Annotated in this window: 12 protein-coding genes; 7 read left to right on the forward strand and 5 right to left on the reverse strand. The window is 61.3% G+C overall.

The genetic code is table 11. The features are described from left to right. Positions 1-96 precede the first annotated feature (96 nt). From RAK1035_RS10795 to RAK1035_RS10815, 5 genes are all read left to right on the forward strand, one after another. The gene (locus RAK1035_RS10795; protein ID WP_008280015.1) at positions 97-993 is read left to right on the forward strand and encodes a LysR family transcriptional regulator; all 897 of its coding nucleotides are present in this window, start codon (positions 97-99) and stop codon (positions 991-993) included. A 259-nt stretch (positions 994-1,252) separates the two neighbouring features. After that, positions 1,253-1,870, forward strand: coding sequence for a TetR family transcriptional regulator (locus RAK1035_RS10800; RefSeq protein WP_050775731.1), 618 nt, complete (start codon positions 1,253-1,255; stop codon positions 1,868-1,870). A 54-nt stretch (positions 1,871-1,924) separates the two neighbouring features. Then, entirely contained in the window at positions 1,925-4,189 is a 2,265-nt protein-coding gene (locus RAK1035_RS10805; protein ID WP_198133567.1) for a prolyl oligopeptidase family serine peptidase, read from the forward strand. A gap of 15 nt (positions 4,190-4,204) precedes the next feature. Continuing rightward, positions 4,205-4,624, forward strand: coding sequence for a GNAT family N-acetyltransferase (locus RAK1035_RS10810; protein ID WP_008280018.1), 420 nt, complete (start codon positions 4,205-4,207; stop codon positions 4,622-4,624). Between the two features lie 256 nt (positions 4,625-4,880). Beyond that, the gene (locus RAK1035_RS10815; RefSeq protein WP_008280019.1) at positions 4,881-5,822 is read left to right on the forward strand and encodes a CPBP family intramembrane glutamic endopeptidase; all 942 of its coding nucleotides are present in this window, start codon (positions 4,881-4,883) and stop codon (positions 5,820-5,822) included. Between the two features lie 145 nt (positions 5,823-5,967). On the opposite strand, the gene RAK1035_RS10820 is transcribed toward RAK1035_RS10815, so the two are convergent. After that, positions 5,968-6,903, reverse strand: coding sequence for an alpha/beta hydrolase family protein (locus RAK1035_RS10820; RefSeq protein WP_008280020.1), 936 nt, complete (start codon positions 6,901-6,903; stop codon positions 5,968-5,970). A 188-nt stretch (positions 6,904-7,091) separates the two neighbouring features. After that, complete coding sequence (gene map, locus RAK1035_RS10825) at positions 7,092-7,946, reverse strand: type I methionyl aminopeptidase (protein WP_269724450.1); 855 nt, start codon at positions 7,944-7,946, stop codon at positions 7,092-7,094. A 116-nt stretch (positions 7,947-8,062) separates the two neighbouring features. On the opposite strand from map, the gene RAK1035_RS10830 reads away from it, so the two are divergent. Continuing rightward, a complete protein-coding gene (locus tag RAK1035_RS10830; protein ID WP_008280023.1) occupies positions 8,063-8,269 on the forward strand; it encodes a ParD-like family protein in 207 nt (68 codons plus the stop codon). Positions 8,270-8,373: 104 nt separating this feature from the next. Here the strand turns inward: RAK1035_RS10830 and RAK1035_RS10835 are convergent, their stop codons facing one another. After that, positions 8,374-8,844 (reverse strand): hypothetical protein, encoded by a 471-nt coding sequence (locus tag RAK1035_RS10835; protein WP_008280024.1) that lies wholly within the window; start codon positions 8,842-8,844, stop codon positions 8,374-8,376. An 854-nt stretch (positions 8,845-9,698) separates the two neighbouring features. Continuing rightward, entirely contained in the window at positions 9,699-10,544 is an 846-nt protein-coding gene (locus RAK1035_RS10845; protein WP_008280025.1) for a LysR family transcriptional regulator, read from the reverse strand. A 100-nt stretch (positions 10,545-10,644) separates the two neighbouring features. Here RAK1035_RS10845 and RAK1035_RS10850 point away from each other — a divergent pair, with 100 nt between their 5' ends. After that, positions 10,645-11,955, forward strand: a complete 1,311-nt coding sequence (locus tag RAK1035_RS10850; RefSeq protein ID WP_037297154.1) for an aspartate aminotransferase family protein — start codon at positions 10,645-10,647, stop codon at positions 11,953-11,955. Between the two features lie 390 nt (positions 11,956-12,345). On the opposite strand, the gene RAK1035_RS10855 is transcribed toward RAK1035_RS10850, so the two are convergent. Next, positions 12,346-13,299 (reverse strand): AraC family transcriptional regulator, encoded by a 954-nt coding sequence (locus tag RAK1035_RS10855; protein ID WP_008280027.1) that lies wholly within the window; start codon positions 13,297-13,299, stop codon positions 12,346-12,348. Between the last annotated feature and the right edge of the window lie 71 nt (positions 13,300-13,370).

Here is a 13,370-nt window from a genome sequence, read left to right on the forward strand (position 1 = left end):
TTTACGAGACATCAATGGATGTCACGCCGCACCCCTTAGTTTGCTGCTTCACGGCCATCAAACGACAAAGTATCACACTTGGCATTAGCTGGAGTAATGCCGATGGATCGCCCGGACCTGCCTCTGAACGGACTCCGCGTGTTCGAGGCGGCCTATAGGCAGGGTAGTTTCACCCGCGCCGCCATAGAGTTGCGCGTCACCCAAGCCGCGGTCAGCCATCAGGTGGCACGGCTCGAGGATCGGCTCGGCGTCACATTGTTCGTGCGCGCATCCGGCGGATTGGTGCCGACCGATGAGGGCAGGGCGCTGTACCCTGTTCTGGAACACGGCTTCGACGCAATGGCGCGAACGCTCGACCGCATTACCGGACATCGCCACATCGAGACGTTGAAGATCGGTGTTGTCACGACCTTTGCCGTCGGTTGGCTTTGGCCGCGTTTGCCTGAGTTCCGGCAGGAGCATCCGTCGATTGACCTTCGCATTTCGACCAACAACAACCGCGTCGAGATCCTGCGCGAGGGGCTCGACATGGCGATCCGCTATGGCAGCGGTTCCTGGACCGGGCTTGAGTCTGACGTGCTGCTTGAGGCTCCGCTCGCACCGCTGTGTGCGCCGTCGATGGCCGAATATCTGACGACCCCTGAAAGCCTCAGCCGCGAGGTCCTGCTGCGGAGCTATCGCAGCGATGAATGGCCGCGCTGGTTTGCAGAGGCAGGGGCACTCTGTCCACCGCTGACCGGTCCGATATTCGATTCCTCGCTCGCCATGGCCGAGATTGCATCGGATGGCGGGGGCGTGGCGCTCCTACCGGTGGAAATGTTCACAAACCGCATTGCGGATGGGCGGTTGGTTCAGCCGTTCTCGACGATGGTGTCTGCGAGTAGGTATTGCCTGACATGGCCTGCGGACCGACCGCCTACACCTGCCATGCGAGATTTCAGAAGTTGGCTGCTTACTGCATCGGCAGAACCAGCCTTGGGCACCAGTGCCTAGCACCTGTACCCACCAGCACTTCGGGATCGCCCAATCCGGGGGTTCTCGCAGCCTGCGGGCATGATCTGGCTTAGTCAGTGATCATGGTGGCGCCTGGCGAGCCAAAAGAACAGCTACCCTCTTGCGCTCACTGTCACTAAGTGACATCTAGTGCTCGTGTCACTTAGTGACATGGCTGGTGTGGATGTTGCGAAACTGTTCACTTGCCCGACGAAAAAACAACCCACTGGCACCCTCGTGAGGGAACGGAGGCCACAGAGTGACAGACGGATCGAGACTAGAGGACGCGCGGCTCGACGTATCCCGACATGCAGCAAGGCTGTTCTGGGAGAAGGGCTTTGATGCGACCAGCGGTGACGACATAGCCGCCGCGGCTGGCATCTCGACGCGAACTGTCTGGCGATACTTTCGATCCAAGGAAGCCTGCGTCGAGCCGGTGTTGAAAGTCAGCGAATTGCGCTTCGCGGCACTGCTCGGCCAATGGCCGAAAACCGAAAGCATCGACCAATTCCTGGCCCGATCCATGACGGCATTCATCTCTGACGATGCCTTCGTCCGCGACAGCATTGCCGCTGTCCGGATCCTCGCGATCCTGCACCGCGAACCGGCCCTGCGCTCTGCCTGGCTCATGGCCTGTCATGCGGCGGAGATGGAGCTAATCGGCGTCGTCGCTGACCGTGCGGCGCGGACTGCGGACGATTTCGAGGTCAGGCTCTGCGCCGCTGCCATCACAGCAGCGATGCGCCTGGTGGACGAAGAGATCAGCGCGGCCGTGATCAACGCCGGTATGCACGTGACGTCTGAGGAGGCAACGGCCCGCATCCTTTCGGCGATCCGGGCCGCCGCGACACTCCCCATCTGCGACGCCGTTGCCTGACGGCGGCAGCCCACTCGGGCCAGCGCGTCCGAAAGGAAAAAAGGAAACATCACCATGACAGCACGAAGCAGCCGGCCCGCCGGGCGCATATCCATCCGCCGATTGCGACAAGAGATGTCCAAGCGACAGGGGCGTCTCTCGGTGACGCAGCACCTTCTTGGCGCTGCCGCCACGGCGCTGCTCCTGTCTAACGCCCCCGCCTTTGCAGAGGATGATATGCCAATGACCTATCCGGACACACGTCAGACCGATACCGAAGAGCTGCATTTCGGCGTCACCGTCGCCGACCCGTTCCGCTGGCTGGAAAACGATCCGCGCCAGGATGACGAGGTCGCGCAATGGATTGCGGCGCAGAATGCCGTCTCAACGCCCTATCTCGAGGGTCTTTCCGGGCGGGATGTCTTTCATCGCAGGCTGACGGCGATGTTCGACCACGAAACTTTGACCCCACCGGTCGAGCGCGGCGGCCTCTACTTCTTCACGCGCAACGGCGGGCTCGACAACCAGGCGCAACTTCTGGTGCGTGAAGGGGCTGACGGCGCGAACCGTATCCTGATCGACCCGAATACCTGGTCAGAGGATGGCACCGTGGCGCTGGCCGAATGGGCCGCCTCGCCCGATGGCACGTTCGTGGCATTTGCCATGCAGGACAGCGGATCGGACTGGCGGACCATTCGGGTGATCAACACATCGACAGGCGAGATCCTGGACGACACGGTGGAATGGGCACGGTTCACCACGATCGCCTGGCATCCCAATGGTTCGGGGTTCTATTATTCCCGGTTTCCCGAACCCGAGGCAGGGGCAGCCTTTAGCGCCGGCGTCGAAGGCCATGCCGTCTATTTTCATCGACTCGGGTCGCACCAGTCGGAAGATCAGCTGATCCATGCGGCGACGGCGGGACAAGCCCTGTTGCATTCTGTCGATGTCACGCCGGATGGCCGTTACCTGATCGTCTACACGTCCGCGCTGACGGGGGGCGTTGCGGTCACGGTGACGGACCTGTCTTCCGCCGATCCCGCGCCTGATACCATCATCGAAAGCTACGATGATCGTTGGCTCTTGCTGGGCAACGTCGGCACGAAACTCTTCTTTGCAACGCAGAAGGATGCGCCTCGGGGTCGGATTGTAACGATGGACCTCTCGGAGGCGCAGCCCGGGTTTTCGGAAATGATCCCGGAACGGCCCGATGCAGTCTTGCGCGAAGGTGGATCCGCGATGCTGGGTGACCGGCTGCTGCTGTCCTACACGATCGATGTCCAGTCGCAGGCCGAGCTTTACAATCTAGATGGAACGTTCGAGGGCACAGTCCCGCTGCCGGGGCCCGGCAGCACCGGCATCGTCCGTGGTCGTCCCGGTGCGAACGAGGCCTTCTTCGCCTTCACCAGTTTTGATGCGCCGCTGACCGTCCTGCGTCTTGACGTCGATGCAAACCGCACGACGGTCTGGGCCGAACCCGAAATCGCAACCGATCTCGACACGATCACGGTCGAGCCGCATTTTTACACCTCGCAGGACGGCACGCGGGTGCCACTCTTTGTTGTTCGGCGCAAAGACATTGACGGTCCGGCGCCGACAATGCTGAATGCCTATGGCGGCTTCGCGATCAGCATGGTGCCACATTTCTCGCCCGCCGCCATGGCCTGGGTTGAGCAGGGCGGCGTCTACGCAGTGGCGAATATTCGTGGCGGTGGCGAGTACGGCCAAGCGTGGCACCATGCAGGCCGACGCGCCAACAAGCAGAACGTGTTCGACGACTTCATCGCTGCCGGTGAGTATCTGATCAACCAAGGCATCACGCCCGCTGATGGACTCGCGATCCATGGAGAGTCGAACGGCGGGTTACTGATCGGCGCCGTCGTCAATCAAAGACCGGACCTCTTCGCCGCAGCCCTGCCGGGGGTGGGGGTGCTCGACATGCTGCGGTTTGATCGCTTTACAAGCGGCGCCACCTGGGTTGAGGAGTTTGGCAGCCCTGCCGTCGAAGAAGAGTTCCAAACCCTTCTGTCGTATTCGCCTCTCCACACAATCCGCGAGGGTGCGCGCTACCCTGCAATTCTTGTCACGACGGCGGATACGGACAACAGGGTCGTTCCGGCGCATTCTTTCAAATATACGGCCACGTTGCAGGCCGCCGACATCGGAAACAGGCCGCATCTTCTGCGCGTGGAAACCCGCGCCGGGCACGGGACCGGCAAGCCAACTAACATGGTTATCGCAGAGTTCTCCGACATGTGGGCCTTTGCTGCCCACTGGACCGGGCTCGAGGTCAGCCCCGGTTGCCGGTGCAACCATCTCCCTAGTTCGACCAAATACTGACGAAAGGATATCACAATGACCGAGATCCGCCCTGCCGAAGGTTCCGAAGGTGAAGCACGCGACCGTATTCTGGCGCTTCTTGATCTTCACTCCAAGGCGATCGGGAAATCATTCAAGTCCGAGACGGTGTTATTCGAGGCGCATGAAGACGGTCGTTACCTCGGTGGTCTTGCTGCCCGTTTTTCGCTTGATCTGAAGTGGGTGTTCGTCGAGCTCTTGGCAGTAACCGAGGAGAGCCGTGGCAAGGGGGTCGGTGGCCAGTTGATGGCGCGCATCGAGCAGGAAGCACGCCTGCGAAGGATGGACGGCATATGGCTCGACACATTCTCGTTTCAGGCACCTGAGTTCTACAAGCGCTTGGGCTACAGCGAATTTGGCCGGATCGACGGTTATCCTATGAACGAGGCGAGGCTCTTTTTTGTGAAGCGGCTCTGAGATCTGAAGGTCGGGCCCTCCTGTAATGATTGGCCAAAGCTCGATGTTGAATGCTTTCCAAGTGTTTTGGCGAAGGGGGCAGGATCTGGATACGGGTATCAACGCAGATTTCCACTAGGGCCGTGCTTGGCATGCAAGGGGTGCTCGAACGGGTTTCCACTGCGCATAGGACATCAGCCGCAGAACCCAAAGCGGGCCGCGATTGCGTAGGGCGCGGCATTACGTTCCCCGTGGGTGAACTGAAGAAAGGAAGAGAATGCGTCGCAAACGTGAGAGTTGGTTCCTGGAACCTGACGAGATGGTACGCACACCGCGGGTTCCTGCCGACTTGGAATACCATCGCGTCTACGCGGACGAAAAACGGAAGATCGTCCGAGGAATCGTCGCGATCATCCTGCTATTTGCGGGTCTCGTTCTTTTCGCGCAAGTGTGCCTCGCCGTGGCCTCGGCCATCGACACCCAGCTTCTCGGGCGGACAGGCTTCACGCCTCTGATGCACGCTGCGGGGGCCTTGTCCTTGGCTTTGCTCATTCCATACAGCATGCTGCTACAGCGCTGGCTCTATGGAATTCCCGCCCGCTCCCTGCATTCGGTGGCAGGACGATTCAGGTTTGGGGTGTTCGGTCGCGCATTGATTGTATTCGGCCCCTTGCTCCTCATCGTCATGTCAGTCGGATTTCTTCTGACACCCGGTGACACAGTCCCATGGAGCACGGCGGACCTGGTCGCGTTCTTCATCATCGGCATGACGCTCACCCCGCTGGCGGCCGCTGGTGAGGAATACGGGCTTCGTGGCTTGATGTTCCGGGTTGTTGGCAGTTGGACACGTGAATCTCTGTCCGGTGCAATGCTCGGTATCGGCGTCACGACGGTCTTGTTCTCGCTTTTTCACGGTACTTTGGCCCCTTACATTCTTGGCTCGTATCTCGTGCTTTTCGGTGCGATGGCCACCATAACCTGGAGAACGGGGGGCCTTGAGGTCGCCGTCGTGCTGCACGCGGTCTACAACGTCAGCGCCCTGGTTCTGGCCACGACGCTCCATCTCGACCTGGGGGGCGACCTGAGCAGCCGTGGTGAGATCGCCGGAACCCCCGCCAACCTCGTGCCGAGCGCCGGGCTTGTCGTCATCACTGCGATTGTCTGGTGGACCACGCGAAAAAGCGGACCGGCGCGAACGCCGGCGAATTCGAGCGCGTGATCTGTATCAGTAAGCTTCGGAGTTGCCTGAAGCATGTTGCAATCAGCGATTTTCGGAGATCGAGAGGAAACCCTTTGCATGATCATGCTTCTACCAGTTTCCAGAACGACGCGTTGAGCGCGACTGCTCCGCGCTTCTCGTGGGTCTAGTCTTGCCTGATCCCTTGAACGAAATCCGCAACTGCATCCACGACCGAGGGAGCAATCGGAATGGCCGCGTTGGTGTAAGTCGCGAGGTTCGCCGAAGCGTCTTCGGATGCCACGGTCTTGAGGACGTGATTGACGTCAGGAAGCAATGCGAGGGTCGCATCAGCTTTGGCATCTGCCAGCATGCGAGCATCCGTCACGCTGACCTGCAGGTCGCGCGTGCCTTGCAGAACGAGCATGGGAACCTCTACACGGGCTGCCAATTCGATAGGGTCGTATGACATTGCGTCGATCAAGAAGCCTTGGACCTCTGCGCCAAAAAGGGGCCGAAGTGCGGGACTCATGGTGCCCGTATCGACCCGATTGCCACGCTTCAGCGTGGCCATTGCCGCCTCGGCCTCCTGCAGGAAAGGCGCGTTGGCGGGGTTGGCGCGCAGCTGCTCGCCTATCACTTCGTCCAAGGCCCGGCCGATGCTGGCGATCAAGATCACCCCGCAGGCGTCCGGGATGCGCGCCATGGCGGCCAAGGCGACCAGCCCGCCCTCGCTGTGCCCAATCGGGATGACGCAGCGCGTGCCGTCCTGAGTGGGCAGCCGCTTCCTGATGGCGGCTGTCCAGGCAAGAAGATCGTCGCCATAGCTTGCGATCGTCACATCGTTCGGGTCCGAAATGGCACCCTCGGATCCGAACATGCCGCGCTTGTCGATTCGCACCGATGGGTAGCCCCGCTCGGCCAGTGCTTCGGCAAGCAGTCTGTATGGCGCCGCCGCGATGCCAAGGGGCGAATTGCCGTCGCGGTCCGTTGGCCCGGAACCGGGCACGACCAGAAACACCGGCACGTCCGCCGGAAGCGGCCCATGCTCGGTCGGTAGGGTCAAGGTTCCCCTGAGGGGGCCAGTCGGGCCCGATGCGGTCAGTTCTTCCTCAATCGGCATGCTTTCCCCTATGTCCAAATCGCTGCCTGTTTGGGCGCTCGCGGGTGATGTCATTGCGAATCCAAGCGATACGGCCAACAGTCGGGCGATGATGACGGGCGAAGGTTGCATGGGGATGATGCTCCATGAATTTTCTGAGTAGGGAATGGGCAACCGCGCGGTGCAGTCCGACGAAGAGCTCTGATCGCTCAGGTTTGTGCAGCCGCCAGATCGACCCCCGGCATATGCAGCCCCTGGTGCGAGAGCGTGAATATCTCGAAGCCTTCCGCTGTAACCCCGATCGAATGCTCGAATTGCGCCGACAATGACCTGTCCCGCGTCACGGCGGTCCAGTCGTCGGCAAGCATCTTCACGTCAGGCCGTCCGAGGTTGATCATCGGTTCCACGGTAAAAATCATCCCTTCCCGAAGTTCGGGTCCTGTGTTCCGTTTGCCGACATTCAGGATGTTCGGCGAGTCGTGAAAGACTTGCCCGATGCCGTGACCGCAGAAATCACGGACGACGGAACACCGCTGCGACGCTGCGTAACTCTGGATGGCATGACCGATGTCACCCAACCGCGCGCCGGGACGCACCGCCCGGATGCCCCGCATCATTGCCTCATGCGCGATACGGATCAGCCGCTCGGCGGCGATCTTGGGTTTGCCCACGGCGTACATCCGGCTGGCATCGCCATACCAGCCGTCAAGGACAAGCGTCACATCCACGTTCACGATATCGTCCGCGCGCAGCTTTCGCGCCGTGGGGGCACCGTGACACACCACGTGATTGACCGACGTGCAGCAGGCGTATTCATAGCCTTTGTAGCCCAAAGTGGCCGGTCGGGCGTCATGTGTCGCGGCGAAGTCGAGCACGAAGGTGTTGATCTCGGACAGGGGCGTTCCGTCCCGGACAAGGGCGGCGATCTCGTCCAGACATCGGGCGGTCAGGGCCCCGGCGCGACGCATGCCCGCAAAGGCATCCGGCCCGTAGAGCTTGATGCGTTCCGTCCGCCGGGCGCTCTGCGCGGGCGGAGCGACAGGGACGTTGATGTAAGTGGCCACCCGGTGTCCCTTCTTTGTTGGTGAATCTTCTTGCCGACGCCGCCCGATTGACGGATCATCACAGTCAGTATGCGTTTCGTATATGATTCGCATATTGTTTGAAAGGAGTGATCCGGATGGGCATCGTGAAGATCGCAGAGGAACTGCACGAGGAACTGCGTAAGTCGAGCACCGTCATGTGCCGTTCGATCAACGCTCAGGCCGAATTCTGGATGAAGGTCGGCATGTTGGCCGAGGCGAACCCCGGCCTGTCCTACATCGAAATCATGGCCCAGCAACGCAAGCTGGCCGATGTGAAGATGCCCGAGATCAACGCCGCCTGAGAGGCTGATTTTTCGGCCAGAGTTGCCAAATCTGCGGTGGCGTCACTCAAGGCCATTCGATCCTTGTTCCATGTCTCTGCCTCGATGCCGAGGCTTTTCGACAGCTAGGCGTACGTCAGACGCCGCGTCGCGTCATGCGCGTCGGGGGCTTCGGCCTCCGTCTCTTTTGCGTCCAGACCGGCGATACCGCCAAGGCCGTGGCCCACACCTGCGATCATCAGCAGCGCATTGGCTCCCGGCGCGTCGGTAAAGGCGTCGGCATGCCATTCAGGGCCGCGCGGCGTGACGTGCGGATGATCCTCGGCCCCGCAAGCCACGAGGATCGGGCTTCGGATTGATGTGTAATCCACATCGAAGAAGGAAAACCGCGCTGCGCTTTCCGGGGTCAGGTCGTCGCCACCACGACCGAGCGCGGTCAACAGGATACCTGCGCCGATCCACGGCTCCGAGAAATCTTGCCCCTGTAGCTGTGCGTCAAGCAAAAGCGCCAAGGTGTGCCCGCTGAAGCAATGGCTGGCACCCGTGATCCGGTCTTGGTTCAAACGGCCCGCGACGGCCGGGGCCTGACGTTCCACCTCCCCAAGCGGCTCAAGACGTCTGACCCCACACCATCAGAACGCACCGGCTCAGATGATCCCAAGGACTGACCGCACGCCTATCAGGCTGACCCCACCCTCCTGACTGCCAGTTGACGCCAAGGGACCTTAACGATGGCAGCCATTTTCTCAACTACGCCATGTTCACGCAATCTTCGTCGGCACCTTGCGCAGCGACGGGGGTTCGCAGCGGTGCGGACCGCCGCCGCAAACAGGTACACAGAACTCCGGAAGGAATTAAGATGCGAGATATCTCATTGTCACAGTGTCATCGAACGACGACGCGCCTCTTGGTCGTGGCAGCAGTCACGGTCTTGGTGGCCGGGTGTATGCAGGACGACAGCTCTTCGTCAGAAAGGTTAAAGAGGGCCCATCTGCAGAATCTGACCAGCGAGACCGCGCTTAATGCCCAGATCATGTCTGATCGGGCGCGCGAGCAACGCTGCGACCGCGATCCAACCCGAAGCGAGTGCTGACGTCGTCAGGCTCTTGGGCGTGATCCACCCCGTTGACCGCGCTTGTGACGCCAACTGAAGAGCTGGACGTCGCCCAACGAAGCGGGTCATGCGCCAATTAGGGCTGGATCATATCAGACTGAACGCGTGGAACGGGCGACGGCGCCTAAAGCCCGAATGCGCCCGTTCCACTATCTGCAAGGGCTGTTTTCCCGATGGGTGCGGTCCACCTAGACGGGGAATTCAGCCGAGATCCACGTCGCCTTCGTTCACGGGGTGGGCTCATCTCTCTCCATCATGGATGGTCGAACGGGCGCTCAAGGCTTCAGCGATTTCCGACTTCACCGATGTCTTTGCGCGAAAGAAATCAGAATTTGTCTACGTCAGGTTCAGCGCGACGAAGCGGCCAAAGGAGCGGCTCGCGGGGGATGGGCGTGCGGACGCGTAAGCGAGCGAGATGCCGAGTTTGGGCAGAGGAGGCAATCCGTTGGTGATGATGGAAAGGTCGCTGGGCACGGCGGCGCGGGTCGCCACGCTGACCGCGAGGCCGGAGCGGGCGATGGCCAGCAGGCCCGCAAGCCCGTTGCTGGCGTGGGCCACGCGATAGGGGCGGGAACCGGCATCCATCGCGCGGCGTGCCTCGATATGGTCGAGCGAGTCGGGTGCGGAGAGGGCAAGCGGTAAAATCGGTTCCTGCAGCAAGGCTGGCGCGTCGGTTGACGCGATCCAGACCAGCGGTTCATAGCGGATGATGTCGGACGGGTCCGCCGTGTCTGGCAAGGACACGATCGCGAGGTCGATGCGGCGGCGTTGCAGCAGAGGCCGCAGTTCGACAGTGGGGGCGCTGATCACCTCGATCTCGATACCAGGATGCGCGGCACCGTAGCGCCGCAGCAAGTCGGGGAAGAAGGCGGTCAGGTAATCCTCGGGGCAGCCGAAGACGATTGAACCGCAGAGACCGTCCTGTCTGATCGATCCCAGCGTTTCGTCATGGGCGGCAAGGACACGTTCGGCTCCGGGAAAGAAGCGCTCCCCCGCCACTGTAAGAGTGACGCCGGACCCGGTGCGGTGAAAAAGCTCCTCGCCCACGAGGTCCTCCAACCGCTTGATCTGCAGGCTGACCGCTGATTGCGTACGTCCGATGCGTAAAGCCGCGGCGCGCATGGAGCCGGATCGGGAGACCGTGACGAAGCTGCGCAAAAGGGCGATGTCGAGATCGGGCATATGAGACTTTCTTGATTCGGGATGCAATGGAATGAATTATACTCAATAGTCGATCTGCGTTAGGTCTCGTCGAGACTCATTTCATTGAAGGAACAACGAAATGCCCGACGCGAACCGACACTCCAGCTTTTGGTCCGATGTGGACAGCCACGTGATGCGTTACGGCCCGGTGTTCGAACGGCGGATCATCGACCGCGCCGAGGGGTGTTTCGTCTATGACACTGACGGCAAGCCTATCCTGGATTTCACCTCGGGGCAGATGAGTGCCGTGCTGGGGCATTCGCACCCGGAGGTGGTCCGGGTCATTCGCGAGCAGGCAGGGCGGCTGGATCACCTGTTCAGCGGCATGCTCTCACAGCCGGTGGTCGCGCTATGCAGCCGGCTGGGCCGCATGGTGCCGGGGCTGGAGAAGACACTGCTGCTGTCGACGGGTGGCGAAGCCAATGAAGCGGCGATCCGGTTGGCGAAATGCGTCACAGGCAAGCACGAGATCGTGGCATTTACCAAAAGTTGGCACGGCATGACGGGGGCTGCGGCCTCGGCCACCTACAGTGCCGCGCGCAAAGGGTACGGCCCGGTGACGGTCGGCTCCTTCGCGATCCCCGCACCGCATGCCTATCGGCCGCGCTTCACCCATGACGATGGCAGCCTTGACTGGCAGACAGAGCTGGACGACGCCTTTGCGCTGATCGATGCGCAGTCGACGGGCAGCCTTGCGGCGTTTATCGCAGAGCCGATCCTGTCGTCGGGCGGGATCATCGAGTTGCCTGAGGGCTATCTTGCCGCGTTAAAGCGCAAGTGCGAGGAGCGCGAGATGCTGCTGATCCTTGATGAGGCGCAGACCGGGGTGGGGCGTACCGGCACAATGTTCGCGTTCGAGCGGGACGGGGTTGTGCCGGATATCCTGACCCTGTCAAAGACATTGGGCGCGGGGCTGCCGCTGTCGGCGGTGATGACCAGCCGGGAGATCGAGGAGAAAGCGCACGAGCGCGGGTACATCTTCCTGACCACACATGTTTCTGACCCTCTGCCGGCTGCCGTGGGGCTGGCTGTGCTGGACGTGCTGGAGCGCGACGGGCTGATCTCGCGGGCGACACAGGCCGGGGCCTTGTTGCGCGACGGGTTGCTGGCGTTGCAGCAGCGCCACGACTGCATAGGAGACGTACGCGGACGCGGCTTGTTGCTTGGGCTAGAGATTGTGACCGACCGAAATAGCCGCGTACCTGACCTCGAGATGGGCGACCGGATTGCCGAGGCGGCGATGGAACGCGGTTTGAGCATGAACATCGTCAAAGTACCCGCCATGGGCGCAGTCTTTCGGATCGCGCCACCGTTAACGGCGACGGATGCGGAGATCACGCACGGGCTGGATATCTTGGGCGAAGCGCTGGAAGTGGCGGTACGCCGGTGAGGTCCGCATCGCAAGTTCCATGTCGGCCGCCGTTTCGGCAGGGTCATGTGCGGCGCCGGAACCGAGGGGACCTGCGAGACCGCGGATAATCCCTCAGGCTGACAGAACAGTCTAGCGCTCCTTGCGCCAAGGTCCGGCCGCTAACTTGGATGAAGACACCTCAAGGCCGGAAAATTCCCGGGAAAATGCGCCCCGCTGCTTCGGTTGCTGGACGCCCCACTGGCGCTTCTTCTTTGCGGTTAGACAAGAAGCGTCCATTTCATCGGTGACCAGACCCATGAGCTTTGGCATCAGCCCCACATTCCACCCGACAATATCACAACACCGTCGGCTATCGAACCGTGAGCATGGATGCGTTCTGCGGGCGAGCGTGCAGTTCCCTTTGTCATGTCAATCGTTTGACGCGCAATAACGGCGCAGTGCCGAACGGGATGTCCCGTTGCGCGCCTCGCGTGCGTAGCGCCTTGGGGAATGACCCGTCTCACGTTTGAACGCTGCCGCGAAGGCACTTTCCGAACTGTAGCCGACGTCTGATGCGATCCTCGCCAAAGCTGCGTTTGACGCCAAGAGCCGGTCCATGGCCAGCAACATGCGCCACTGGGTCAGGTATCCAAGCGGCGTTCGCCCGGTGATCTGCCGGAAGCGTTCGGCGAATATTGTTCGAGAAAGCCCGGCCTCGGCGGCCAGACCAGCCACCGTCCAGGATCGCGAAGGCTCGGCATGGATGGCAGCAACCGCACGCGAAATGTTGAGGTCTGAAAGTGCGGCAAGCCAACCGGTAACGCCGCTATGGTCCTGAGCGAGGAACACACGAAGTGCCTGCACAAGAATGAGGTGGGACAAATGTGCGATGGTCAATGCGCTGCCCGGTTCCGGCGCGCGCAACTCGCGCGCGATACGGTTGAGCGCCCACGCCAGCACCTCTCCCTTTTCGCCCCCCTTGACGACCAGAATAGGGGGCAGGGACGGAAGAAGCATCTCGGCGGCTGGCCCCGAGAGCAGGAAACGGCTTCCGGCCATGAAAAACTCTCCACCGCCGCCATAGCTGGCCGTGCCGCCATGTGCGACGGGCGCATAAATTTCATTGGCATCGGTTCCATGGCTGACGGAACGCGCTGACATAATGAACGGCAATCCATGCGGCAGGATCACGCAATCCCCGGCATCCAGCCACACCGGCTTACCACCGTCCACGGTGATCCAGCATCCACCCTTGATGACAGAGTTACACTTCAACCCGACATGGCGCTCGAACTGGATGGACCAATCGCCCGCCGCGTCAAATCCGGCCGCGACGCAATCGTGAGGCTGAAGCAGAGCGACAATTCCGGACAATGTATCCATGACGATCCGGACGATGGCTATAAAAATGCGGATTTGCAAGCATAGAAAGTCCGAGCGGTTTGCGTAGATGG

Source organism: Roseovarius sp. AK1035, from assembly GCF_003288315.1.
GTDB lineage: Bacteria > Pseudomonadota > Alphaproteobacteria > Rhodobacterales > Rhodobacteraceae > Roseovarius > Roseovarius mucosus_A.